The following is a 23,098-nucleotide window of genomic DNA, read 5'->3' as shown; positions in this document are numbered from 1 at the left end:
ACGTCGGGTGTTTACCCGGTCCTAGGGACGGTCGCCTGCCGCCGGGGCTGCAGGCTGTGATGGGCCTGCAGTCCCGGCCGCCAAACTACCAGATCCTTCTCAAACAATCCTAGGGCGGAGTGAGCGCGAAGCGACGTCGCGGAAACCCTGGGATCCATTCCGTGACTCTTGCCGTAAAGTGCGGCGGAGCAGAATTCTGCACCGTGGCAACCCCTTAACCTCGCGGCATGGATCCTGGGGTCTGCGCCGCGTCGCTTCGCTCCTTGCTCGCCCCAGGATGACGACGTCTTAGAGGACCCCGCCAATCACCCACGGCAGCTGCCAACCCGGATCGACCGGCAGCTACCTCAAATACCGCTCCGGCCCCAGCTCCCGCACATCGATATCAGGCACTTTACTGGAGATGATGTCGGACAGCACCTTGGCCGAGCCGCAGGCCATGGTCCAGCCAAGCGTGCCGTGGCCGGTGTTGAGATAGAGGTTGGAGAATTCAGTGCGGCCGATCAGCGGCGGCCCATCCGGCGTCATCGGCCGCAGTCCGCACCAGAACGACGCCGCCTTGAGGTCGCCGCCATCCGGGAACAGATCGCCGACCGAATGTTCGAGCGTGCGCCGGCGCGATTCATGCAGCCTGAGGTCAAAGCCGGAAATCTCCGCCGTGCCGCCGACGCGGATGCGGTCGCCGAGCCTGGTGATCGCCACCTTGTAGGTTTCGTCCATCACCGTCGATACCGGTGCAGCCGCCGCATCCTTGATCGGCACGGTGATCGAGTAACCCTTGACCGGATAGACCGGAATCGGACGCCTGAGCAGTCGCATGAAGCGCGCCGAATAGCTGCCCAGCGCCAGCACGTAGGCGTCGGCCGCGCGCGAGCGCTGGTCCGTGCCGAAGCTGACGATGCGATTGCGGTTCTTGGTGAATCGCCTGATCTGCGTGCCATATTCGAATGTAACGCCGCGCGCCACGCAGAGCTCAGCCAATCTGTCGGTGAACATCTTGCAGTCGCCGGTTTCGTCGCCGGGCAGCCTGAGGCCGCCGACGAACTTTTCCCGCACGCCGGCCAGCGCCGGCTCGGCTGCGATGCAGCCATCGGGATCGAGCAACTCATAGGGCACGCCGTATTTCTTCAACACCTCGACATCGCCGCCGGTGCCGTCGAGCTGCTTTTGCGTGCGAAACAGCTGCAGCGTGCCTTTGGTGCGCTCGTCATAGGCGATGCCGGTCGCGTCGCGCAGCGCCTTCAGCGTGTCGCGGCTGTATTCGGCGAGCGGCACCATGCGCGCCTTGTTGATGGCGTAGCGATCGGCAGTGCAGTTGCGCAGCATCTTGAGCAGCCACGTCCACATGTAAGGATCGAAGGCCGGTCGCACGACCAGCGGGCCATGCTTCATCAACAGCCATTTGATCGCTTTCAGCGGAATGCCGGGACCGGCCCAGGGCGAGGCATAGCCGGGCGAAACCTCGCCGGCATTGGCGAAGCTGGTTTCCAGCGCCGGCCCTTTCTGGCGATCGAACACCGTGACCTCGTGGCCGGCCTCGGCGAGGTAGTAGGCCGTGGTGACCCCGATTACGCCGCCGCCCAACACGAAGATCTTCATCGCATCACTCTCCACGACGACATCTTATCCGAGCCTGAAGCCGTCGCCTCCTGTCTGCCGGATTTTGCCGCGTCCGCCAAGGGGCGGCGTGTCGCGCCTCTATTCGTTGATGTAGCGGCGATGAAAGCGCGGGCCGAGGCTGGTCAGGATTTCATAGCCGATGGTGCCGGCGTGGCCGGCCGCATCGTCGACGCTTTGTGACGGACCCAGCAGCTCGACAAGGTCGCCCTCGCGCAAGCGGCCGGCCGGCAGCGCCGAAATGTCGAGGATGATCGAATCCATCGAGACCCGTCCGACAAAGGGCAGCCTGACACCTTCGAACCAGGCGGCCGATGCGGCGCGCCGATGCCAGCCATCGGCATAGCCGAGCGAGATTGTCGCCGCGCGCAACGGGCCGCTGGCCAGGAAGGCATGGCCGTAGCCGACGCCCACACCCTTTTCGATGCTGCGCGTCTGGATGACCTTCGCCTCGAGCCGCACCACCGGCAGCATCGGGTTCGCCTCGTCCGGCGTCGGGTTGATGCCGTAGAGCGCTGCACCTGGGCGGGCGAGGTCGTACCGATAGCGCGGCCCGAGAAAGATGCCGGAGGAATTGTCGAGCGACGCCGGCGCCTTGGGGAGCATTTTGCGCAACCGCTCGAATTCCATGAGTTGCGCATCATTGGCCGCATTGGTGGGTTCGTCGGCACGGGCCAGATGGCTCATGACCAGGACAACGTCGACGCCGGCGAAGGCATCGGCCGCAAGTGCCTCGACCTCCGCAGGCGCCATCCCCAGCCGTGACATGCCGCTATCGACCTGGATGGCCGCCTTGAGCTTGCGGCCGGCCTTTCGGCCGGCCTGGCTCCATGCCTTCAGTTGCCCGGCGCTGTTGATGACGGGCACAAGATCCGCCGCTATCGCTTCCGGCTCCGATCTCGGAGGCAAGCCGTTCAGCACATGGATCTGCGGCTGCGGCCCGAGTGCCTCGCGCAGCGCGACACCCTCAGTGAGATGCGCGACAAAGAAGATGTCGCAGCCCTCGGCAACCAGCGCCGCCGCCACCTGGCGCGCGCCAAGCCCGTAACCGTCGGCCTTGACGACGCCGGCGCAGCGCACGCCGCCGAGCTTCGCTTTCAGCCGCCGGTAGTTTTCTTGGATAGCGCCGAGATCGATGGTCAGGATAGCGCCTGCGGCGGCCTCGGTGATCGTATCGGATTGTGGCAAAGACGCCTTCGCTTCAGTCATGGCAGACACATGGAGGTCGGCGCCGCCCCTCATTGTCCTGCCGGACATTTCTCCCCGTATAGGGACGGGGAGAAAGGGCTGGCCTCAACGCCCGCTCTCTTCTTGCGACGCTGGAGATCGGCGAAATCGCCGACGACATCGCCCCTCTCCCCGTCCCTATACGGGGAGAGGATGGCTGCAGCCAGGTGAGGGGCAGCGCTAACGCAGCGCTAGGGGGCGATTGCCGGGCGTCGTCCATGCTTCAACCAATAAAGCATGGATTTCTTACCATGCGAACCTGGCTGCTCAAATCCGCCTACGCGAGATGCCGGAATGCCGCCACCACATCCTCATAGACCTTGCGCTTGAACGGCACGATCAGGTCGGGCAGGTCCTGCATCGGCCGCCAGGCCCATTCATCGAATTCGGCGGTATGGCCGCCGGGCGGCGGATTGATCTGGATCTCGCTGGTCTCGCCGTAAAAGCGGTAGGCGAACCATTTCTGCGTCTGGCCGCGATAGCGGCCCTTGAAGGCGATGCCGACCAGATCGGCCGGCAGATCGTAGTTGATCCAGTGCGGCGCCTCGGCCAGCAGCGTGACCGAGCGCATGCCGGTCTCCTCGTAGAGCTCGCGCCCGGCCGCCTGCAGCGGCTCTTCGCCCTTGTCAATGCCGCCTTGCGGCATCTGCCAGAGCTGCTTCGTGCCGGCAAATTCGCTGTCCGGCTCGGCGATGCGATGGCCGACCCAGACCATCCCGTCGCCATTGAGGATCATCAGTCCGACGCAGGGGCGGTACGGCAGCGTCTCGGGATCGATCTTTTTAGCCATCAGTCAGGTCCAGCCGTTTCGGGAGTTCGCGCTAATTTTTTTCCGGGTCGATGGCCACCGCCGAGATCGGCACGATCTCGATGCCGCGCTTTTTCGCCTCGAGCACCCACGCCGCAACCGTGTCGACGGTGAGGTCGAAGGCCGAGCCGATGCCGACGGCGGAGCCTTTGGCGCGCGCTGTAGCTTCCAGCGCGTCGAGCTTTTTCAGGATGGCGCCACGGTCCTGCACGGCATCGATCGCCATATCGCCGGCGACAAACGGCACGCCGTCCTTCAAGGCGAGATCGGGCGCCAGGCTCCGCGCGGACGAGCCGTCGTCGATATAGGCAAGGCCGCGTTTGCCTAACTCGGCCATGAACGGTCCCATCGCCGTCGCGTCGGCGGAAAAGCGCGCGCCCATATAGTTCATGACGCCGGTATAATTGGTGGTCCGCGACAGCGCCCAGCGCAGGCTCTTCAGGTTCTCGTCCGGGCTCGCCGCCACCGTCAGCGTGTTGCGGCCGGGATTGACGTTGGGAAAGTCGAACGGTTCGAGCGGCACCTGCATGACGACCTCATGCCCGCTCTGCCGTGCCGCCTGCATCCAGCGGCCGATGCTGTTGCCTTGCGGCGCAAAGGCTAGCGTCACTTCCGCCGGAAGCTTGGCGATTGCTGCCTGGGTTCCGGTCTGCGACACGGCAAGCCCACCGATGACAATCGCCACGCGGGCGCCGCGCGACCCGGACCACGGCCGCGCATAGACGTCGAACGGCCGCCTGCCGTCGGCGGCGCGTACCGGCAGCGGGCCGGTGTCGCTGGCCTCGATCAGCGCCTTATCAGGAATATGCGCGATCTTCAGATTCTGACCGATCGTCGACGGGTCATGAATGACGATGGCTGCATTCGCTGGACCGTCGCCCTCCTGGGTCTGCACATGGATGATCTGCGGCCCGGCTGCCTTGGGCGGCGTTTCCGCCTTCGGCGCCGCGGGCTCGGCAGTCGGTGCCGCCGCGGCAGGCTCCGCAGCCGCCGTCACCTTCGGCGTCGAGACCGCCGCCTGTTCGGGCCTGCGGAACGGCTTTTCGCGAAGCGCGATCGCGCCGGAGATGCCGAGCGCGGCCAGGACGACCAGCGTCGTCGCGACAGTACCGACGCTCAACCCGCGCGACGCGGCGCGCGGCCGGACGGTCTGTCCGAGCGGGCGTTCTATGTCCTTGCCGATGTCAGCCAAGCCGTATCCCCGGGCGCATGATCAGCGAAACCTTTTCGCCATGCGAAGATCCAAAACTGACGGCGCGTCCTCGGCGCCTTTTGAGGCACCGCTCTCCAGCCACTGCCTCCGAATCAAACTGCCGGAACCTTGCGGTCCCGGCAGCATTGCATTGCTTCGATCAGGCAGCCAGATGCATGTCGCTCAAAAGTGGTCCCGGTTTTGGGACATCGACATGCATCCAAACAAAGAGTCCCGCCGGTCGACTTACTGGTTGAGCACGGCCTTCTCCGGATTCGGCGGGAACGCCGGATCGGTCTTCTGGCCGCGCAGCAGCTGTTCGGCGTAGATCAGTTGCAGATCGTCCTTCGGATCCGGCGGCACATAGGCAGCCGAGCCCGAACCGGTATCGCTCTCGTCGGCGCCCTTGATGTGGCCCTTGAGGTCCGATTCGCCACGCGTCAGGTCCCTGCCCTGCAGTTCGGGCGGCAGCGGCTGGTCGACCTTGATGTCGGGCGTAATGCCTTTGCCCTGGATCGACTTGCCGGACGGCGTGTAATAAAGCGCCGTCGTCAGACGCAGCGCGCCGTTCTCGCCAAGCGGGATGATGGTCTGCACCGAGCCCTTGCCGAAGGACTGCGTACCGACCACGGTGGCGCGGCGCAGGTCCTGCAGCGCGCCGGCAACGATTTCCGAAGCACTGGCCGAACCGCCATTGACCAGAACGATCAGCGGCTTGGCGCCGATGTCGTCGCCTGCCTTGGCGTCGAAGCGGGTGACATCCTTCGGGTCGCGGCCGCGGGTCGAGACAATCTCGCCACGGTCGAGGAAGGCGTCGGACACGCTCACCGCCTGGTCTAGCAGACCGCCCGGGTTGAGGCGCAGATCGAGCACATAGCCCTTGAGCTTGTCGTTCGGCACCTGCTTCTTGATGGTGTCGATAGCGTTCTCGAGGTCGTCATAGGTCTTTTCGGTGAAGGAGGTGATCTTCATGTAGCCGATGTCGTTCTCGACCCGGAACTTGACCGCCTTGACCTTGATGATGTCGCGCACAACCGTCAGCTCGATCGGCTTGTCGGCGCCCTGGCGCAGGATGGTGAGCTTGATCGGCGTGTTGACCAGGCCGCGCATCTTCTCGACCGCGTCGTTCAGCGTCAGGCCGCGAACCTCTTCGCCGTCGATCTTGGCGATATAGTCGCCGGCCAGCACGCCCGCCTTGGCGGCCGGTGTGTCGTCGATCGGCGTGATCACCTTGACCAGGTCGTTCTCCATGGTGACCTCGATGCCGAGGCCGCCGAACTCACCCTTGGTCTGCACGCGCATGTCCTGCGCCTGCTCGGCATTCATGTAGGAGGAATGCGGATCGAGCGAAGCGAGCATGCCGTTGATGGCGTTTTCGACCAGCGACTTGTCGTCCGGCGGCGTCACATACTGCGCCCGCACGCGCTCGAAGATGTCGCCGAAGATCGCCAGTTGCTTGTAGGTTTCGGAGCCCGCAGCGTTCGCCGTCGAGCCGGGCGCGCCATAGACCAGGCTCATCGCTGACGCGCCCATCAGCGCACCGGCAATAAGAAGCGACAGTTTCCGCATCATTTCACGTCCTTCCAGAGAAGCGGTCCGCCCACCATGGGGTCGGATCGACGGGTTTTCCATCCTTGCGGAACTCGACGTAGAGTTCCGGCGTGGCATTTCCATTCTTCGAGGCTGAGGTGCTTGCCACCCGGGCCTCTCCCATCGCGCCGACCGGCTCTCCTGCGAGCACCGACTGGCCAGACGCGACGCTGATTCTGCTCATCCCCGCCAGGACGACATGATAGCCGTCTCCCGCATTGAGGATCAAGAGTTGACCATAGGAGCGAAAAGGCCCCGCATAAAGCACATTTCCGTCCGCTGGTGCTGTGACGATGGCTCCCGATTGTGTCGCAACCATGTCACCAAGCATCACCGCGCCGTTACCGTCATCGGTCCCGAAACGGCGCTTGATCTTGCCGGTGACCGGCAGCGCGACCTGGCCCTGAAGCGCCGAAAACGGCGCCGAGGCGGTGAGGCGATTGCCTTCCGGCACTGGCAGCGAGGCGAGCTCCGTCGACGCGGTGGTATCCGCGTCCGGCTTGTCGCCGTCAGCCGCCTTCTGCTCGCCTGCCTTAACTGCATCGGCCGCCTTGCGGCTCTTGTCGGCCTCGAGCGAAGCGATCAGTTCCTTCAGGCTGCCGGCCTTGGCCGCAAGCGCCTGGGAGCGCTGCTTTTCCGCCACCATTGCGGTCCAGGTGTCCGCCTCAAGCTTCTGCTTGGCTTCGAGCAGCATGGAGAGGCGTTTCTTTTCCGCCGTCTGCTCGCCGACCGCCGCCGTCAGCCGGGTCCGCTCGGCCTCGATCGAGGCCGTTACCCGCGTCTGTTCCTTGAGGTCGGCCAGCAATTTGTCGGTCTGCTGGCGCAGTTCCGGCACCACCGCGCCGAGCAGGATGGCGCTGCGCACCGACGACAGCGCGTCTTCCGGCTTGACCAGGATCGCCGGCGGCGGATTGAGCCCCATGCGCTGCAACGCGCCCAGCACTTCAGCCAGCACGTCGCGCCGTGCCGCCAGCGAGACGCGGATCTTCTGTTCCTCGCCCTTCAGCCCTTCCAGCCTGGCGCCGATATCCTCGATATCCTGGCTGAGCTTCTGCTCGGTCATCGCCGACTGGATCAGCGCCGCGGTGATCGAAGCATGGTCCTTCTTGACCGCCGCAATGTCGGCGGCAAGCTTGGCCAGCCGTTCGGACGACAGCGTGATCTCGGCCGACACCTTCTCATATTCGGCGCGGCTCTGGTCCGGATCGGGCGCCACGTCGAGCGTGTTTTCGGCCCGCGCAAGGCCGAGCGACAGCAAAACCACGGCTGCAGCGATGCCGCAGCGTGCGTGCCAGAAGCCCGTTCCTGATTTCCCGTTGTCAGCCATTGAAGCCCGACTCTATGCGTGGCTTCGTTAACGAACCATCAACCATGATCGAAACCGAAGCCTAGCATAAGACAGCCGCGCATTGGGGCGGAAATCGGTATGACGGTGATTGCGTCCACCGGTTTACGACCGATGGTACGGATGGCCCGAGAGAATTGTCGCCGCGCGATAAAGCTGCTCGCCCAGCATGACGCGCACCAGCTGGTGCGGCCAGGTTGCCGCGCCGAACGACAGCACCAGATCGGCCTGGTCGCGCAGCGGCTGGTCGTGTCCGTCGGCACCGCCAATGGCGATGACCAGCGCCTTGCGGCCCCCATCGCGCAGCTGGCCGATGCGGTTGGCGAAATCGTCTGAGGACAGGTTTTTGCCGCGTTCGTCGAGCAGGAATAGCGCCGTGCCCGGCTGCAACTGCGCCTGCAGCTTCTGGCTTTCCTCGCGGCGGCGCTCATTGGCGTTCTGCGCGCGTCCCTCGGCAAACTCGGTCACACCGGAGAATTCGAGCCCGATCGCCGGGCCGCTCTTGGCAAAACGCTCGAAATAGCGGTCGGCGAGTTCTCTCTCGGGGCCGGTCTTCATCCGGCCCACGGCATGAACGAATACTTTCATCCCGCCTCTATAAGCCGCGCGAGCGGCTTAGTGGAGGGTCTCTTCCTCGAGATCCGGCGCCTGCCACATCTTTTCAAGATTGTAGAATTCGCGGACTTCGGGGCGGAAGACGTGGACGATGATGTCGCCCGAATCGATCAGGACCCAGTCGGCACCGGACAACCCCTCGACGCGCGCCATGCCGAGGCCGGCATCCTTGAGCGCCTTGAGGAGATGGTCGGCGACAGCCGAGACATGACGGTGCGATCGACCCGACGCGACAACCATATAGTCGCCGAGGCTCGATTTCCCCTGAATGTCGATTGAGACAATATTTTCGGCCTTGGAGTCTTCCAGACTGGCAAGGACTGTCTTGATGGCGCGGGACACGGCGTCGTCTACGCTGATCCTGGCCGGCGAAGGCACGATGTCGGCCTTCTTCCGCAGTGCTGTTCTCAGTGTATTTCCTTTCGCAGCAAGAACAACCAAATCACCCATGAAATCAGGTGACACCCCATAGATAGGCAGAGTTCCGTTGCAGTTTCAAGACGCAGGCCCTGCCGGCGCGAACGTTGCACCCCCTTTCCGGTTCCAGAGCTCTTCAAAAAAATCGGAACCCATGGCGTCCACAGCGGTTATCGACGCACCCCCCAACCGGAATTTCTCTGATGCCCATCGACCCCCAAAACACGCTTCTCACCGTGCAGGCCGGCCTTGCGCAACTGAGCACCCTGATCGTTTCCTATTCCTTCTCTGCCATCGGCGCCGTCATCCTGCTGGTTGTCGGCTACCTCGTTGCCGGTCTCGCCGAACGCTCGATCTCAGCCGGGCTCGGCCATATCCATGGCTTCGACGCGACGCTGCGGCATTTCTTCTCCAAGATCGTGCGCTACGCCATCCTGATCCTGGTCGTCATCATGGTGCTCGGCCAGTTCGGCGTGCAGACGGCCTCGATCATCGCCGCCATCGGCGCCATCGGCCTCGCCATCGGCCTGGCGCTGCAAGGCACGCTGCAGAACATCGCCGCCGGCATCATGCTTCTGGCGCTCAGGCCATTCCGCATCGGCGAATATGTCGAAGTCGGCGCCATTGCCGGAACCATCGAGGAAATCGGCCTGTTCGCCACCAAGCTTCGCACGACAGACGGTGTCTACGTGCTGGCGCCGAATTCTACCTTGTGGAACCAGCCTGTCCGTAATTTCACCCGCAACGGCGTGCGCCGCAGCGACATCACGCTGACCATCGGCTCCTGGAACGACATCGACATGGCGCAGAAGACGATGCTGGGCGTTGCAGGCGCCGAGCGCCGCATCAAGCGCGAGCCGGCGCCGATTGCCTTTGTCGCCACCGTCGGCGATGCCACCGTCGCGATCACCTTGCGCTACTGGACGTCAGCGGCGGATTTCTTCGCCACCCAGATCGATCTCACCAAACGCGTCAAGCAAGCCTTCGACGCCGAAGCCATCTCGGTTCCGGCGCCGCCGCCGGAGGCCCGGCAGGAGGCTTCCGCCACCCGACAGTAGGTTTGTGGAACCCGTCTAGCGCTGCTCTTCAGGGGCGAAAGCGAGCTCCACCGGCAACGGCGCCTGCGCCGACATCGGCGCGAAACTGCCGGTCTCCGTGGCAGGCACGGCGCGAGTCGTCGCCACCCGCCACAGCACGAACAGGCAAAAGACGGTGGCGATGATGATCGCCACATAGATGAAGGCCTGCGTTCCATAGACAGCCGACAGCGCCGTCACGATGCCAGGCACGATGAAACCAGACAGCGACCAGGCAAACAGCAGCGAACTCGACAGCGCCACCATGTCGTCCTTGCCGGCGCGGTCGGCGGCATGCGCGCTGGCCAGCGAATAGATCGATTCCGAGGCGCCGTCCCAGATCACATAGATCACCACCAGCACCGCCAGCGCGCCGCCGTCGAAGCCGATGGCGAGCAGGCCGGCGACGATGGCGAGTGCTGCAGCGCCGGCCAGCACGTAGCGGCGGTCGGTGCGGTCCGAAATCCAGCCGAGCGGGATCTGCAGGATCAGCGTGCCGACCGGCATGGCCGACAGCAGCAGCGCCACATCGGCCTGACTGTAGCCCTTGGCCGTGGCGTGGATCGGCGCAAAGCCCGAAATCGCCATCGACAGGCCGCCGACGGCCAACATGCCGGCCACGCCGACCGGTGAGATTCGCCAGGCGCGCCCGAGCGCTACCGAGGCCGCGCAAGGTGGTGGCGGTTGAGCTAGACGGGTCATCCCCACCGGCAGGATCGACACCGCGGTGAAGGCAATGCCAATCAGCGGCGCCTGCGCCGACGCGATGTCGACCGCCGCAAGCAGGGCATAGCCAACGCCGAGCCCGGCGACATAGGCGACGTAAAACACCGCCATCACCCGGCCGCGAATGGCGTTGGCTACGGCATCGTTGAGCCAGCTCTGGGCAACGATGAACAGGCCGCATATGGCAAAGCCGTAAAGCGCGCGCGCCGCGATCCACAGCAGCGGATAGGTGCCGGCGCCGATGGCGGCGTTGGAGAGCGCAATCAGCGCCGACAGCACCATGAACGCGCGGGCGTGCCCGACCCTTCTGACGAGAGGTCCTGTCAGGATGCAGCCGGCAAGGCCACCGGCTGACAGGCCGGTGATGATCAGCCCGGCCCATGTCGGATCGAAATGCTCCACACCGAGCCGGACCGGGATATAGGCAAACATCAACCCATTGCCGACCGCTATCAGCGCCATCGACACGACGACACTGGCAATGGCGATCACCGGTGCCGGCGGGGCGCCATGGTCCGGGTCGATGTGGGTCTTTGCGAACGTGGCCATATCCGCAGAGCATCGCCTACGCGGCAACGAAAGGCCGCCGCAAAAGCGACATCGGCAGGTCTTCCCTTCTCCCCCTGTGGGAGAAGGTGGATCGGCGCGCAGCGCCGAGACGGATGAGGGGTGTTCCAGCGGAACGAGACGTAAAAAGATTGAGGGATTCTAAGCGCTTAAGTCTTGAGCGCAGCGATCCTTCCAACACCCCTCATCCGTCGCCTTCGGCGACACCTTCCCCCACAAGGGGGGAAGGGGAAGTCAGCCCACCTTCGCAGCCCTGCGAATAGCGCTCGACGACAGCGAGGAGCGCGGGCCGTGAATAAAGGTCCAGGCCGGCGCTTTCATGCGGGCGAGCCGGGGCGCGTCGCCCTCGTCGACGCGGGCATAGTCGAAGGTCTTGGCGACGACCGAAGACAGGAAGGACAGCGTCGCACCGGGGCGGTCGATGACGGCGATCGGGAAGGTCATGACGATCTGGCGCCAGCGTTGCCAGCGGTGGAAGTCGCGCAACGAGTCGGCGCCCATGATCCAGACGAAATCGACGCCGGGATTGCGCGCCTTCACCAGCTCCAGCGTGTCGGCGGTGAAGCGGATATGATGCGCCGCCTCGAAAGCCGTGACCTTGATCTTCGGGTTCTTGGCGATCTGCTCCGACTGAACCAGCCGGTCGCCGAGCGGCGCCAATTCCCCGGTGCTCTTCAGCGGATTGCCTGGGGTCACCATCCACCACAGCTGGTCGAGCGCCAGGCGCCGCAGAGCGATCTCGGCCACCAGCGCGTGGCCGGCATGCGGCGGGTTGAACGAGCCGCCAAACAGGCCGACGGCTAGGCCCTTCTCGGCGTGGGGCATTTTGAGATAGCGGGAGGAAATAGCGTCCTTACCCTCCCCCTTGTGGGGAGGGTCGATCCGCGAAGCGGAGCGGGGTGGGGGTGTTGCAGAATTCAGCGTCGTACCCCCACCCGGCTCGCTACGCTCGCCACCCTGCCCACAAGGGGGAGGGTAAGGCCAGCGCTCAAGGCCTCACCTGTCCCGACCCGCGCACGCGGTATTTGAACGAGGTCAGCTGCTCGACGCCGACCGGTCCGCGCGCATGCATCTTGCCGGTGGCGATGCCGATCTCGGCGCCCATGCCGAACTCGCCGCCATCGGCGAACTGGGTCGAGGCATTGTGCAAGAGAATCGCCGAATCGATCTCGTTGAAAAAGCGCTCCACCGCCTTTGCATCCTCGGCGATAATTGCCTCAGTGTGATGCGAGGAGAACGTTTCGATATGGTCGATGGCTCCGGCAATGCCGTCGACCAGCTTCACCGCGATGATGGCGTCGAGATATTCGGTCACCCAGTCGGCATCGGTCGCCGGCTTGGCGTCGAAGAACAGCTTCATCACCTCCAGATCAGCATGGATTTCGCAGCCGGCCGCACGCAGCGCGTCGAGGATCGGCACCAGATGGGTCGACGCCACGGCACGATCGACCAGCAGCGTCTCGGCAGCGCCGCAGACACCGGTGCGGCGCATCTTGGCGTTGACGGCGATCTTCACCGCCATGTCGAGGTCGGCCGAGCGGTCGATATAGAGATGGCAGATGCCTTCGAGATGGGCAAAGACCGGCACCCGCGCCTCGCTCTGCACGCGCCCGACCAGGCTTTTGCCGCCACGTGGAATGATGACGTCGAGATTGCCGGAGAGACCCTTCAGCATCTCGCCGACAGCGGCGCGGTCGGTGATCGGCACCAGCTGGATGGCGTCTTCCGGCAGGCCGGCGGCTTTCAGCCCTTCGACCAGGCAGGCATGGATGGCGGCGGATGAATTGAGCGAGTCCGAGCCACCCCGCAGGATCACTGGATTGCCTGCCTTGAGGCAGAGAGCGCCGGCATCGGCCGTCACATTCGGCCGGCTCTCATAGATGACGCCGACGACGCCGAGCGGCGTCCGCACACGCTCGATATGCAGGCCATTCGGCCGCTCCCAGGCTGCGATCACATCGCCGACCGGATCCTTGAGTTCGGCGATTTCACGAATACCGTCAGCCATGGCGCGGATACGCGCCGGATCGAGCTTCAGCCGGTCCATGAAGGAGGCGGACAGCCCGGATTCGTGGCCGTTCGAGACATCGATGGCGTTGGCGTCGAGAATCTCCTGCTGGCGCGCGATGATCGCGTCGGCCATGGCGAGAAGCGCGGCATTCTTGGCGGTGGTGGTGGCGATGGCCAACGGTCGGGCGGCGGCGCGGGCGCGGCGGCCGATATCGGCCATCAGCGCGATCGTGTCATCCCCGGATTTTTCATGCAGCTTCAGCATGGCTCATCCTCCGCTTACGTCGCCCCCGGCCCATAGCCGGCCGGCAGCTCGTATCTGGTCACCCGGATCGCTCACCACAAGATCGTCGCGGTGGATCATCGCCGAGCGCGCCTCGTAGCCGAGCACTGTTTCGATCTCGGCGGTTTTCAGGCCTGCGATCCTTACGGCATCGGCGGCATCGTAGGCAACCAGCCCGCGCGCGATCTCCCGGCCTTCGGGCGACAGGATCGCCACCGTGTCGCCGCGCGAGAAATTGCCGCTGACCAGCCTGACGCCGGCCGGCAGCAGCGACTTTCCGGAGAGCAGCGCGCCGATGGCGCCGGCATCGACGGTGAGCCGCCCTGTCGGTTCGAGCTGGCCGGCGATCCAGGTCTTGTAGCCCTTCACAGGATTGGCGCTCGGCTTGAAGAAGGTGGCGCGCTCGCCGCGTTCGATCGCCATCAGCGGCGACAGCCTGGTGCCCGAGGTGATGATCATGGCGGTGCCGGCGGCAGTGGCAATCTTGCCGGCGTCGAGCTTGGTGCGCATGCCGCCGCGCGACAGTTCGGAAGCCGCCGCCCCAGCCATCGCCTCGATATCGGGCGTGATGCGGTCGACCACGGGGATGAACTTGGCCTGCGGATCGCGCGCCGGCGGTGCGGTGTAGAGCCCGTCAATATCGGAGAGCAGCACCAGAAGGTCGGCGCCCATCATCGTTGCCACCCGCGCCGCAAGCCGGTCATTGTCGCCATAGCGGATCTCGGACGTCGCCACCGTATCGTTCTCGTTGATAACTGGCACCGCCTTCATCTTGAGCAATGTCGAGATTGTCGCGCGCGCATTGAGGTAGCGGCGGCGCTCTTCGGTGTCGCCCAGCGTCAGCAGGATCTGGCCCGACTTCAGCCCGCCCTTGCCGAGTGCATCCGACCATGCGCCGGCCAGCGCGATCTGCCCGACGGCCGCCGCCGCCTGGCTCTCTTCAAGCTTCAATGCCCGCTTGCCGAGACCGAGAATGGTGCGGCCGAGTGCAATGGCACCGGACGACACGACCAGGATCTCGGCGCCGCCATTGGCGAGCACCGCAATGTCGTCGGCCAGCGAGGCCAGCCAGTCGCGCTTCAGGCCGCTGGTACGGTCGACCAGCAAGGCCGAACCGATCTTGACCGTGATGCGCCGGTATTTTGTCAGCGACTGTGCCGTCATCGCTATGAGTTCCAGCGGGTCTCGACGGGAGCGGCAGTCGCGTTGCGCGCTTCGCCAACCACCGCCATCAGCGCGCGCAGCACCGCTTCGACGCCTTCGCCGGTGACCGCCGACAACAGCATCGGCGCGCGACCGGCGGCGCGTTTCAGCGACGCGGCCTTCTTCTTGCGCTCATCGGCATCGAGGATGTCGACCTGGCTGAGCGCCACGATCTCGACCTTGTCGGTCAAGCCATTGCCATAGGCGTCGAGTTCGGCGCGCACGGTCTTGTAGGCCTTGCCCGGGTTCTCCTCCTGCGCCGAGACCAGATGCAAAAGCACCCGCGTGCGCTCGACATGGCCGAGGAACCGGTCGCCGATGCCGACGCCTTCATGCGCGCCTTCGATGAGGCCCGGAATGTCGGCGATGACGAATTCGCGTGCATCGATACGGGCGACGCCAAGGCCGGGATGCAGCGTGGTGAAGGGGTAGTCGGCGATCTTCGGCTTGGCGGCGGTCACCGCCGCCAGGAACGTCGACTTGCCGGCATTGGGCAGCCCGACCAGGCCGGCATCGGCAATCAGTTTCAGCCGCAGCCAGACATTCATCTCTTCGCCGGGCAGGCCCGGATTGGCGCGGCGCGGCGCCTGGTTAGTCGAGGTCTTGAAATGCTGGTTGCCGAAACCGCCATTGCCGCCCTTGGCCAGCAGGAAGCGCTGGCCGACCACGGTCAGGTCGCAGATCAGCGTCTCATTGTCCTCGGCAAAGACCTGGGTTCCGGCCGGCACCTTCAGGGTCACGTCGGCGCCCTTGGCGCCGGTCATGTTGCGGCCCATGCCGTGGACACCGGTCTTGGCCTTGAAATGCTGCTGGTAGCGATAGTCGATCAGCGTGTTCAGCCCGTTGACGGCTTCCAGCCAGACATCGCCGCCACGACCGCCATCGCCGCCGTCGGGGCCGCCGAACTCGATGAACTTTTCGCGCCGGAACGACACCGAACCGGCGCCGCCGTCGCCGGAGCGGATATAGACCTTGGCTTGATCGAGAAATTTCATTGGACTACGCAGTTTCTGCTGTTGGCCTTGCGGCTTTGCTCTAACCTTGCGCCCTGCTCTAAACCAAGGCGGACCGAAGGGCGAGGCCGATTTGCGACTAAAGCGCCGGATGCCCTTTTGCCGGGGAAGCGGTAGCAGTGTTCGCGGGACGGAGCGTGGGGGCGAGGGAATGAAGGTCGTCACCTATAACATCCAGTACGGCATCGGTCTCGATGGCCGCTACGATCTCGGCCGCATCACCGATGCGGTGCGCGGCGCCGACGTGATCGCGCTGCAGGAAGTGACGCGCAACAATCCGAGGAACGGCAACCGTGACATGGTGGCCGAGATCGGCGAGGCGCTGCCCGAGTATTTTGCCGCCTATGGCAGCAATTTCGAGGTCAATGTCGGCTCGCGCCTGGAAGCCGGCCGCGCCATCACCACCACCTTCCAGCTCGGCAACATGGTGCTGTCGAAGACGCCCATCCAACTGTCGCGCAATCTGCTTTTGCCGCGCAGCCGCAGCCTGGAGGCGATGAACTTCCAGCGCGGCGCGCTCGAGGCGCTGATCGAGACCCCGCTCGGCTTCGTTCGCTTCTATTCCACCCATCTCGACCATCGCAGTCCGGTTGAGCGCGCCAGCCAGATCCGTTTTCTGCGCCAGCGCCTGTTGAACTATGCCCTGGAGGGCGGCGGTCTCTCCGGCATTCCCGAGATCGGCCTGCCGGACCTGCCCTATCCCGAAGCCTTCATCGTCATGGGCGACTTCAACATGCTGCCCGGCTCCTCGGAGTATGTCGAACTCGTCGGCCGCCCGGACCATGAGTTCGGCATGCCGCTGACCGCCGATCTCGCCGTCGATGTCGCCCAGCGCCTCAACGCGCCGGACATCGTCACCCGGGTCGATCCCAACCGGCCGCAAGACACAAGCCGCCACAAGCGCATCGACTACATCTTCACCTCAGCCTCGCTCGCCGGATCGCTGAAGCGCCTGTGGGTCGATCAAAAAGCCGTCGGTTCCGATCACCTGCCGGTCTGGGTCGAGATGGGTTGAGGCCGTCGCCAATCGCCTGTGTGGGCTGCCCCCTCATCCGGCCGCTTCGCGGCCACCTTCTCCCCGAGGGGAGAAGAAGAGATGCGCACCAGCGCCGGCCCCCTCCTCTCCCTTCGGGGGAGAGGTCGGATTGCCCCGAATTGCCCTTCGCAATCCGGGTGAGGGGGAACTTGCTCAGGCGCGAATCTCCAGAGCACCCATCAAAAGTGGACCCAGTTCCGGAGACTAATCCACGTCTTCCTGTCTAACCGATACCGCTCGACCGGCACCTGACCGGCGACGATCGAGTTCAGCATGCCCTGGCCGGCATACTGGAAGCCGCATTTGTGGATGACCCGGCGCGAGGCCGGATTGATGACCCTGGTCGAAGCCTGCAGCACCTGGGTCGACGTCCGCTGGAAGGCGAGATCAACCAGCGCATGCGCGGCCTCCGTCGCATAGCCGCGCTTCCAGTAGGGCTCGCCGATCCAGTAGCCGAGCTCCAGTCCGCGATCGGTCATGTTGAGGCCGGCGCAGCCGACGAAAGTGTCGGTGCCGGCGAGCGTCAGCGCATAGGCAATGCCGGCGCGGCGCGATCTTGTCATGGCCAGGAAGGCGCGCGCCTCGGCCTCGCCATAGGGGTGCGGCATGCGGGCCAGCATTTCGGCGACATGACGGTTGTCGGCAAGCTCGACCAGTTGCGCAATATCGGCATCGCAGGGCGCCCGCATCACCAGCCGCTCCGTGGCCAGAACCGGGCAGTCTATCGCGTAACTTTCGTCTTCGGTGTCTTCCGCTTCGGCAACCATTTTCAGTCCTCCAGGCAAGAAAAAAGGGGAGATGGAAAACCCATCTCCCCTGATCCTTTTCCTGGCCCGATCCATTCACTGGTTGGCCAGACACCGGTTCCCGAGATGGGCGCCGGTTTTGTAGTGCGGAACCGGCTACTCCGCGGCTTTGGTAATCGGGTTGACCGATACGTAGGTTCGGCCGTTGGCTTTTTTGTTGAAGGTGACTGCGCCGGTCTCGAGCGCAAAAAGGGTGTGGTCCGTGCCCATGCCGACATTGACGCCGGGATGCCAGGTGGTGCCGCGTTGACGGATGATGATGTTGCCCGGGATGACGGCTTCGCCGCCGAACTTCTTCACGCCCAGACGCTTGGAATGCGAGTCGCGACCGTTGCGCGACGAGCCGCCAGCTTTCTTGTGTGCCATCTAACTAACTCCGATGCGCCTCAAGAGGCGCTTGAATGGTCTTATGAACGCGTTCGCGTTCCGTTTCAAGTCCGATCCGGCGACCTTGTCGCCGGAAAAATTACTTCTTCGCCAATTCCTTGGCCTGCTCGCGCCAGTCCTTGATCTGGTCGGCGCTGAAGGGCATGTGCTCGTCGATCTTGGCGACATCCTTGTCGGTCAGCTTGGCCAGCTGCGCGAAGGTGATGATGCCCTGCTCGGCCAGATCCTTGGCGGCGACCGGGCCGATGCCCTTGATCACGGTCAAATCGTCCGGCTCGCCCTTCGGCGCCTTGAACAGCGGCGCCGCGACGGCGGTCTCGGTCTTGGCCTCTGCCTTCGGGGCAGCCTCTGCCTTGGCTTCCTTCTTGGCCTTGGCTTCCTTCGGCGCGGCCTCGGCCTTCGCCTCGGGCGCTACGTCTGCCTTGGCTTCCGGCGCCTTGGCTTCGACCTTGGCGGCGGCCTTCTTGGAAGGCTTGGCGCCACCCAGCAGGATCTCGGCGATCCTGACCGTGGTCAGAAGCTGGCGGTGGCCGATCTTGCGGCGCGAATTCTGCCGGCGGCGCTTCTTGAAAGCGATGACGGTGCGGTTCTTGCCCTGCTCGACGACTTCCGCCGTGACCAGAGCGCCATCGACGAACGGTGCGCCGAAGGTGACATTTTCGCCCTCGCCATGGGCGAGAACGCTGCCGATTTCGACGATATCGCCGACATTGGCTTCGAGCTTTTCGATCTTCAGGAGATCGTTGGCGGCAACGCGATACTGCTTACCGCCCGTTTTAATGACTGCGAACATTTTTTGCCTTTCGCTGTTCGGTCGGCCTTGATGAACCGCCTCTGGCGGTTCGGCCGTCTTTTTGTCAGTCTGCGGGTTCAAAAAACAAGCGGCGCGGAAGAACCCTCCACGCCGATTGCGCGCTTCCCCTAACCGAAGGTTCGGGTGAAGTCAAGGCAAACGGCCCGATTCCCTCCTGTTCCGGTCCTTGCTCCAGTGCACGGCTCGGCGGCGCCTGTCGACGCCGCCAATGCCTGATCAGGCGAGGCCTGCGCAGGAAGCTGAATTTCCCCGCGGATTTGGCCTTGTAACCTGCCCGCCCAGCCGTTATCTAGTGCGCCGCGCCGGCAACGGCCGACCATGACCGCGGAGAGGTGGCAGAGTGGTCGAATGCACCGCACTCGAAATGCGGCATGGGTGCAAGCCCATCGGGGGTTCGAATCCCTCCCTCTCCGCCAGATTGCTTTCCGCTTGAACTCCCCGCGGGGATCTCGTTCCCATGGGAAAATTCCGGTCCAATGCTCGTGTCGATCTTCGATCGGCGGCTATCGTACAACCGATCCAGTGTGCCTGTCCGACGTGGTCATGTTCGACCGAGTCAGCGGTCGTGGACTACCATCCGATGTCCGTTTTGCTTGTCCGTTTTCCCGGCTTCTGTAATAAGTTGTACCTGTGGGAAGGGGGCGGCCATGGACGAAATGGACGTTCTGGATGCCGTGGTTGTAGGTGCCGGATGGGCCGGCCTCGGCGTCAGTTATATGCTTGCCCAATCCGATATGCGGCATTGCGTCCTTGAACGCAGGCGAATCGGCGAAACGTGGCGGACCCAGCGTTGGGACTCGTTCCACTTCAATCTTCCCAACATGTACAGTGTGATGCCCGGCGATCGTTACGACGGCCCGGACCCGGAAGGGTTTATGACGCAGATGGAGTTCGTTGCGCTGCTCGAAGACTATGCGCAACGTAACAGACTTCCAGTTCGCACCGACGTCTCGGTCACAAAACTGGATTCAAGTAACGGGATATTTCGCGTCGTGACGCCGGAGCGGACGTGGCGGGCAAAAAACGTGGTTGTCGCTAGCGGTAGCTTGAACCGCCCGCGTCGACCGGCGTCCGCCTCCACGTTGGCGGGCGGGGCAGTGCAGCTCGATGCCTCCGACTACCGTAATGCCGGCGATCTTCCCGCCGGAGCTATCCTCGTCATAGGCAGCGCACAGTCTGGTTGCCAAATCGCCGAAGATCTGATCCTGGCGGGCAGGGAGACCTATCTTGCGACGGGCCATACTGGCCGTCTGCCGCGACGCTATCGCGGGCACGACATTGTCGTGTGGATGGTGAAGACTGGATTGGTCGACGCGCCGCGCAAGGACTTCGTCGATTCCTCCGGCCGCGTTGCCGGCAGGCCCTTGATTGGTGCGTTGCACACGATAAGTCTGCAGTCTCTCAGCGCCCAGGGCGTCGTGCTGCTCGGACGATTTGTCGGAGTGGAGAACGGCCAGCCTATCTTCGCCGACGACGTTCTCGAAAACATTCGGTTCGGCGACGAGATTTCCGCGCAATTCAAAAATCGTATCGATGAATTTATCCAGCACAGCGGTCTCGATGCCCCCGCACCCGTTGAGGAGGAGGCGGAGGCGGTCACCCCGCGACTGCCCAGGCGTCCCATCCTCTCGCTGGACCTCATCGAGCGGAACATTTCAGCGGTTGTCTGGTGTACAGGCTTTGACGGCGATTTCAGCTGGATCGATGTACCGGGTGTTCTCGACGAGCGAGGCCAGCCGGTCCACGAAGATGGCGTTGCCTCGGTTCCCGGAATCTATTTCGCCGGGCTCGACTTTGCGTCCACGCGCCGGTCAGGGACCGTTATGGCGGTTGAAGACGAAGCGCGTCGATTTGTCGGCCAGATATTAGCTCGGACCGATCGGCCAACAGTCTATACGAATGGGCATATCTAGAAGAAATCGGCGGTTATCGACGCCATAAGGCCAGTCAAGGGCTGGAATGGGTCTCGCGATGATTGATCGACACCATTGGCAACTCAATGACAGTGCGCCGGAACTTTACGAAAGATACCTGGTGCCGGCGATTACATCGAAATGGGCAGCCGACCTCGTAGGTCGAGCGCGGCCCAGTGCCGGAGAGAACGTTCTCGACATAGCATGTGGCCCGACGATCTGGAGTCGCAGGAAGTGCTGGCGGGGAGCGGGCTGTGATAAATCCAAACGCCGTGCTCTCGACCCTCTATCAGCAGCGATCGAGCCGAGCAACGACATGATCGTTCTGCTGTTCCACCACGCTTACCGCAACAAACTTCGGAATGATCCCTGTGCGCACTCAAGACGATTTCATGCTCGTCTCGCCGTCGCACTACGACCCTGAGCGCTACCCCCCGGGCTCTTGCATTCAATAGGTCCGACGCCCACCATTTTAGCCCGCTGCCTCAACGGTGGCGGGCTTTTCATTTGGCGGTGGGGACTAGCGGGATTAGCGGGCAAAATGCCGTCGCTTTCGAGTGTCAGCAGATGTGGTAAGGTTGATTGTCGGCGAGTAGCAGAGGTCCAGCAACAATGACTTTGAGACGAACCAGAGCTTACGGCGCATCCGGCTTGGTTCTAGCGGTTTGCATTGTATTTGCTTGGCAGAACGCCGCTGCCGCTCAAAATTGCGACGCAGCCGCGACGCCTGGCGTCGATTGGCAGGACTGTGACAAAAAGCTTCTCATCCTAAAAGGACAGGACCTGAGCGGGGCGAACCTGATCGGCGTTGATTTCACTTCGACCGACCTCAGGAACAGCAATCTCCTTGCGGCAAATTTTGAGAAGGCAACGCTTGTGCGTGCTTCCCTGGCTGACTCGACCGCCAAAGGCGTCCGATTCGACAAAATCGAGGCCTACAGGACCGACTTCAGCCATATGGACGCGCAGGGCGCTGTGTTTACGGGCGCGGAAGTGCAGCGCTCGAATTTCGAGGGCGCCAATCTGACCAATGTTGATTTCACAAAGGCGGAATTGGGGCGAGCGCAGTTCCATGACGCCGATATCAGCGGCAGCCGCTTTTCGTTTGCCAATCTCGCGCGGGCGGACTTCCGAGGAGCGACGTTCACCGCGCCGATAGACTTTGACCGCGCCTTTTTCTTTCTGACCCGTATCGAGGGCCTCGATCTTTCCAATTCGGCGGGTCTATCCCAGTGGCAGCTCAACATGGCTTGCGGAGACGCCCGGACCGAGTTGCCTTCCGGCTTGACGAGGCCTGAAGATTGGCCCTGTAGCGAACCATAGGCTCGGCGCCGTGTCGCTCCCGGGGCTGAAATCGTCAAGCGCGCCCTTGCGGGGGTAAGCTTCGGGATGGCTGCATGCCTCCTGATGGCCGGCATGGGCGCCTGTATGCTGTTTCGCTAGCGCCTTTTCGTGAGGAGACTATGGGCAAGCATTTCCGCGACGAACAGATCGAGGAATTCCTAAGAGCCTACGTCGCGAGGTTCCCCGACGCCGTAGAGCGAACGGAACATGTCATGTTGAATCCGTTCGACGACAATGACGAGCTGATGTCCCAGAACTTCCGCGAGATTTATCAGGTCGCACAGTCGATGGAATTCTTCACGGCATACGCGACGCATGAGCCGAGTGCGATCCATCATTTGATCAGGGACGTCGCGAGACGTGTGTCGGATGGGCTTGGCCCTATGGGATCGAGAAAAATCAAATATTGACGCGCCGCCTGGCTGAGGCCTGGATAGCAAGATGCCCCACCGGAATCAGCCGGTGGGGCTCTTGGAACAGCCAACTTAGGGAAAGCTGAAGGGGCTGTTCGGCGGTGTGACCCGGGGAGGATCACATGTGCAATTTGGCGCCTTCTTTTACCCGGCACATCGGCCGAACAGATGAGGACGCTTCACGCGCCTTGGACTCCCGCATAACAAATGATGCTGCGATCATGCTGTTAAGGGTGTAAGGTCGCTTGTCGTCCGCTTCCACCGGAATGTGGACGCTTGGGAGCCAACTCAGGTGCTTTCGCCCCGCCAGGGATAGAAAGCCATGGTTGAAGTTGCCCCGGATTAGCAACCCCTTGACTAAGGCGCCGGCCGCACCAGAATCATCGGCATGGCTCGGGGTAATGTTGCCGGCCGATTGGGACGCATACGACAACTACCTGCAGGGGCGCGCGCACTTCCACCGGTATGAGCTGGACGAGTCCGAGCCCCTATTCGCCCGGTCTGTCGAGCTCGATTCGACGTTCGCTCAAGGCCACGCCTTACTAGATGTGAGCTTTCGGGAGGTTGTCCATTCGGACCGGACCGAGGAGACTGGAGTTACCACGCTTCAGCATCCATCGGAGGGTCCGAATGAACATCCACAAGAATGCCCGTCTAACGCCGCTGCGTCGAGAGGAGATGGCACTGTCGGTGATA

General features: G+C 63.5%; 21 protein-coding genes, 1 tRNA gene and 1 pseudogene. 7 read left to right on the top strand and 16 right to left on the bottom strand.

Features of this window, described 5'->3' with window-relative positions:
• Window positions 1-342: 342 nt before the first annotated feature.
• The 8 genes from AC04SG_RS31565 to rsfS all read right to left on the bottom strand — a co-directional run bounded on the left by AC04SG_RS31565 (window position 343) and on the right by rsfS (window position 8,772).
• Window positions 343-1,599: a D-amino acid dehydrogenase gene (locus tag AC04SG_RS31565; RefSeq protein ID WP_488554225.1), complete on the bottom strand. Its 1,257-nt coding sequence runs from the start codon at window positions 1,597-1,599 to the stop codon at window positions 343-345.
• Window positions 1,600-1,698: 99 nt separating this feature from the next.
• Window positions 1,699-2,826, bottom strand: a complete 1,128-nt coding sequence (gene alr, locus AC04SG_RS31560) for an alanine racemase (RefSeq protein WP_488554224.1) — start codon at window positions 2,824-2,826, stop codon at window positions 1,699-1,701.
• 295 nt (window positions 2,827-3,121) lie between these two features.
• On the bottom strand, window positions 3,122-3,634 hold the full coding sequence (locus AC04SG_RS31555) for an RNA pyrophosphohydrolase (RefSeq protein ID WP_488554223.1): 513 nt from the start codon (window positions 3,632-3,634) through the stop codon (window positions 3,122-3,124).
• A 31-nt stretch (window positions 3,635-3,665) separates the two neighbouring features.
• Complete coding sequence (locus AC04SG_RS31550) at window positions 3,666-4,844, bottom strand: divergent polysaccharide deacetylase family protein (RefSeq protein ID WP_488554222.1); 1,179 nt, start codon at window positions 4,842-4,844, stop codon at window positions 3,666-3,668.
• A gap of 246 nt (window positions 4,845-5,090) precedes the next feature.
• Window positions 5,091-6,416 (bottom strand): S41 family peptidase, encoded by a 1,326-nt coding sequence (locus tag AC04SG_RS31545; RefSeq protein ID WP_192252503.1) that lies wholly within the window; start codon window positions 6,414-6,416, stop codon window positions 5,091-5,093.
• Window position 6,417: 1 nt separating this feature from the next.
• A complete protein-coding gene (locus AC04SG_RS31540; RefSeq protein ID WP_488554221.1) occupies window positions 6,418-7,761 on the bottom strand; it encodes a murein hydrolase activator EnvC family protein in 1,344 nt (447 codons plus the stop codon).
• Between the two features lie 123 nt (window positions 7,762-7,884).
• Window positions 7,885-8,367: a 23S rRNA (pseudouridine(1915)-N(3))-methyltransferase RlmH gene (rlmH, locus tag AC04SG_RS31535; protein WP_488554220.1), complete on the bottom strand. Its 483-nt coding sequence runs from the start codon at window positions 8,365-8,367 to the stop codon at window positions 7,885-7,887.
• A 27-nt stretch (window positions 8,368-8,394) separates the two neighbouring features.
• Window positions 8,395-8,772 (bottom strand): ribosome silencing factor, encoded by a 378-nt coding sequence (gene rsfS / locus AC04SG_RS31530; RefSeq protein ID WP_112559829.1) that lies wholly within the window; start codon window positions 8,770-8,772, stop codon window positions 8,395-8,397.
• Window positions 8,773-9,014: 242 nt separating this feature from the next.
• Here rsfS and AC04SG_RS31525 point away from each other — a divergent pair, with 242 nt between their 5' ends.
• The gene (locus tag AC04SG_RS31525; protein WP_488554219.1) at window positions 9,015-9,869 is read left to right on the top strand and encodes a mechanosensitive ion channel family protein; all 855 of its coding nucleotides are present in this window, start codon (window positions 9,015-9,017) and stop codon (window positions 9,867-9,869) included.
• Between the two features lie 15 nt (window positions 9,870-9,884).
• Here AC04SG_RS31525 and AC04SG_RS31520 read toward each other — a convergent pair whose 3' ends face one another.
• From AC04SG_RS31520 to obgE, 5 genes are all read right to left on the bottom strand, one after another.
• Entirely contained in the window at window positions 9,885-11,162 is a 1,278-nt protein-coding gene (locus tag AC04SG_RS31520) for an MFS transporter (RefSeq protein WP_488554218.1), read from the bottom strand.
• Between the two features lie 252 nt (window positions 11,163-11,414).
• Window positions 11,415-12,005 carry a nicotinate-nucleotide adenylyltransferase gene (locus AC04SG_RS31515; RefSeq protein WP_488554217.1) on the bottom strand — a complete coding sequence of 197 codons (591 nt, stop codon included), beginning with the start codon at window positions 12,003-12,005 and terminating at the stop codon, window positions 11,415-11,417.
• A gap of 163 nt (window positions 12,006-12,168) precedes the next feature.
• Window positions 12,169-13,455 (bottom strand): glutamate-5-semialdehyde dehydrogenase, encoded by a 1,287-nt coding sequence (locus tag AC04SG_RS31510; protein WP_488554216.1) that lies wholly within the window; start codon window positions 13,453-13,455, stop codon window positions 12,169-12,171.
• Window positions 13,456-13,458: 3 nt separating this feature from the next.
• Window positions 13,459-14,637: a glutamate 5-kinase gene (proB, locus tag AC04SG_RS31505; RefSeq protein WP_488554215.1), complete on the bottom strand. Its 1,179-nt coding sequence runs from the start codon at window positions 14,635-14,637 to the stop codon at window positions 13,459-13,461.
• Between the two features lie 2 nt (window positions 14,638-14,639).
• On the bottom strand, window positions 14,640-15,671 hold the full coding sequence (obgE, locus tag AC04SG_RS31500; RefSeq protein ID WP_488554214.1) for a GTPase ObgE: 1,032 nt from the start codon (window positions 15,669-15,671) through the stop codon (window positions 14,640-14,642).
• A gap of 169 nt (window positions 15,672-15,840) precedes the next feature.
• Here obgE and AC04SG_RS31495 point away from each other — a divergent pair, with 169 nt between their 5' ends.
• Window positions 15,841-16,704, top strand: coding sequence for an endonuclease/exonuclease/phosphatase family protein (locus tag AC04SG_RS31495; RefSeq protein ID WP_488554213.1), 864 nt, complete (start codon window positions 15,841-15,843; stop codon window positions 16,702-16,704).
• 200 nt (window positions 16,705-16,904) lie between these two features.
• Here the strand turns inward: AC04SG_RS31495 and AC04SG_RS31490 are convergent, their stop codons facing one another.
• The 3 genes from AC04SG_RS31490 to AC04SG_RS31480 all read right to left on the bottom strand — a co-directional run bounded on the left by AC04SG_RS31490 (window position 16,905) and on the right by AC04SG_RS31480 (window position 18,711).
• Window positions 16,905-17,492, bottom strand: a complete 588-nt coding sequence (locus AC04SG_RS31490; RefSeq protein WP_112619000.1) for a GNAT family N-acetyltransferase — start codon at window positions 17,490-17,492, stop codon at window positions 16,905-16,907.
• A gap of 135 nt (window positions 17,493-17,627) precedes the next feature.
• Window positions 17,628-17,897: a 50S ribosomal protein L27 gene (gene rpmA, locus AC04SG_RS31485; protein ID WP_015315190.1), complete on the bottom strand. Its 270-nt coding sequence runs from the start codon at window positions 17,895-17,897 to the stop codon at window positions 17,628-17,630.
• 100 nt (window positions 17,898-17,997) lie between these two features.
• Window positions 17,998-18,711: a 50S ribosomal protein L21 gene (locus AC04SG_RS31480; RefSeq protein WP_488554212.1), complete on the bottom strand. Its 714-nt coding sequence runs from the start codon at window positions 18,709-18,711 to the stop codon at window positions 17,998-18,000.
• A gap of 347 nt (window positions 18,712-19,058) precedes the next feature.
• On the opposite strand from AC04SG_RS31480, the gene AC04SG_RS31475 reads away from it, so the two are divergent.
• The 5 genes and pseudogenes from AC04SG_RS31475 to AC04SG_RS31455 all read left to right on the top strand — a co-directional run.
• Window positions 19,059-19,148 (top strand) — tRNA-Ser (locus AC04SG_RS31475).
• Window positions 19,149-19,379: 231 nt separating this feature from the next.
• Window positions 19,380-20,645, top strand: a complete 1,266-nt coding sequence (locus tag AC04SG_RS31470; protein ID WP_488554211.1) for a flavin-containing monooxygenase — start codon at window positions 19,380-19,382, stop codon at window positions 20,643-20,645.
• A 612-nt stretch (window positions 20,646-21,257) separates the two neighbouring features.
• Window positions 21,258-21,968 carry a pentapeptide repeat-containing protein gene (locus AC04SG_RS31465; protein ID WP_488554210.1) on the top strand — a complete coding sequence of 237 codons (711 nt, stop codon included), beginning with the start codon at window positions 21,258-21,260 and terminating at the stop codon, window positions 21,966-21,968.
• A gap of 140 nt (window positions 21,969-22,108) precedes the next feature.
• Window positions 22,109-22,399 (top strand): hypothetical protein, encoded by a 291-nt coding sequence (locus AC04SG_RS31460; protein WP_488554209.1) that lies wholly within the window; start codon window positions 22,109-22,111, stop codon window positions 22,397-22,399.
• Window positions 22,400-23,032: 633 nt separating this feature from the next.
• Window positions 23,033-23,098 (top strand): annotated as a pseudogene (locus AC04SG_RS31455) (type II toxin-antitoxin system RelE/ParE family toxin); the annotation flags it as partial.

Source organism: Mesorhizobium sp. CNPSo 4684 (assembly GCF_057784315.1).
Note: the sequence above shows the minus strand (reverse complement) of the source record. Positions and strands in the feature narration are given on the sequence as shown.

Coding starts and splice junctions, on each gene's coding strand:
- AC04SG_RS31520 (WP_488554218.1), bottom strand. CDS start 11,162: ATGGCCACGTTCGCAAAGACCCACATCGACCCGGACCATGGCGCCCCG.
- AC04SG_RS31515 (WP_488554217.1), bottom strand. CDS start 12,005: ATGCCCCACGCCGAGAAGGGCCTAGCCGTCGGCCTGTTTGGCGGCTCG.
- AC04SG_RS31490 (WP_112619000.1), bottom strand. CDS start 17,492: ATGGTTGCCGAAGCGGAAGACACCGAAGACGAAAGTTACGCGATAGAC.
- AC04SG_RS31465 (WP_488554210.1), top strand. CDS start 21,258: ATGACTTTGAGACGAACCAGAGCTTACGGCGCATCCGGCTTGGTTCTA.
- AC04SG_RS31460 (WP_488554209.1), top strand. CDS start 22,109: ATGGGCAAGCATTTCCGCGACGAACAGATCGAGGAATTCCTAAGAGCC.
- AC04SG_RS31540 (WP_488554221.1), bottom strand. CDS start 7,761: ATGGCTGACAACGGGAAATCAGGAACGGGCTTCTGGCACGCACGCTGC.
- AC04SG_RS31495 (WP_488554213.1), top strand. CDS start 15,841: ATGAAGGTCGTCACCTATAACATCCAGTACGGCATCGGTCTCGATGGC.
- AC04SG_RS31510 (WP_488554216.1), bottom strand. CDS start 13,455: ATGCTGAAGCTGCATGAAAAATCCGGGGATGACACGATCGCGCTGATG.
- proB (WP_488554215.1), bottom strand. CDS start 14,637: ATGACGGCACAGTCGCTGACAAAATACCGGCGCATCACGGTCAAGATC.
- AC04SG_RS31545 (WP_192252503.1), bottom strand. CDS start 6,416: ATGATGCGGAAACTGTCGCTTCTTATTGCCGGTGCGCTGATGGGCGCG.
- AC04SG_RS31525 (WP_488554219.1), top strand. CDS start 9,015: ATGCCCATCGACCCCCAAAACACGCTTCTCACCGTGCAGGCCGGCCTT.
- AC04SG_RS31480 (WP_488554212.1), bottom strand. CDS start 18,711: ATGTTCGCAGTCATTAAAACGGGCGGTAAGCAGTATCGCGTTGCCGCC.
- rlmH (WP_488554220.1), bottom strand. CDS start 8,367: ATGAAAGTATTCGTTCATGCCGTGGGCCGGATGAAGACCGGCCCCGAG.
- AC04SG_RS31470 (WP_488554211.1), top strand. CDS start 19,380: ATGGACGAAATGGACGTTCTGGATGCCGTGGTTGTAGGTGCCGGATGG.
- AC04SG_RS31565 (WP_488554225.1), bottom strand. CDS start 1,599: ATGAAGATCTTCGTGTTGGGCGGCGGCGTAATCGGGGTCACCACGGCC.
- alr (WP_488554224.1), bottom strand. CDS start 2,826: ATGACTGAAGCGAAGGCGTCTTTGCCACAATCCGATACGATCACCGAG.
- AC04SG_RS31555 (WP_488554223.1), bottom strand. CDS start 3,634: ATGGCTAAAAAGATCGATCCCGAGACGCTGCCGTACCGCCCCTGCGTC.
- obgE (WP_488554214.1), bottom strand. CDS start 15,671: ATGAAATTTCTCGATCAAGCCAAGGTCTATATCCGCTCCGGCGACGGC.
- rpmA (WP_015315190.1), bottom strand. CDS start 17,897: ATGGCACACAAGAAAGCTGGCGGCTCGTCGCGCAACGGTCGCGACTCG.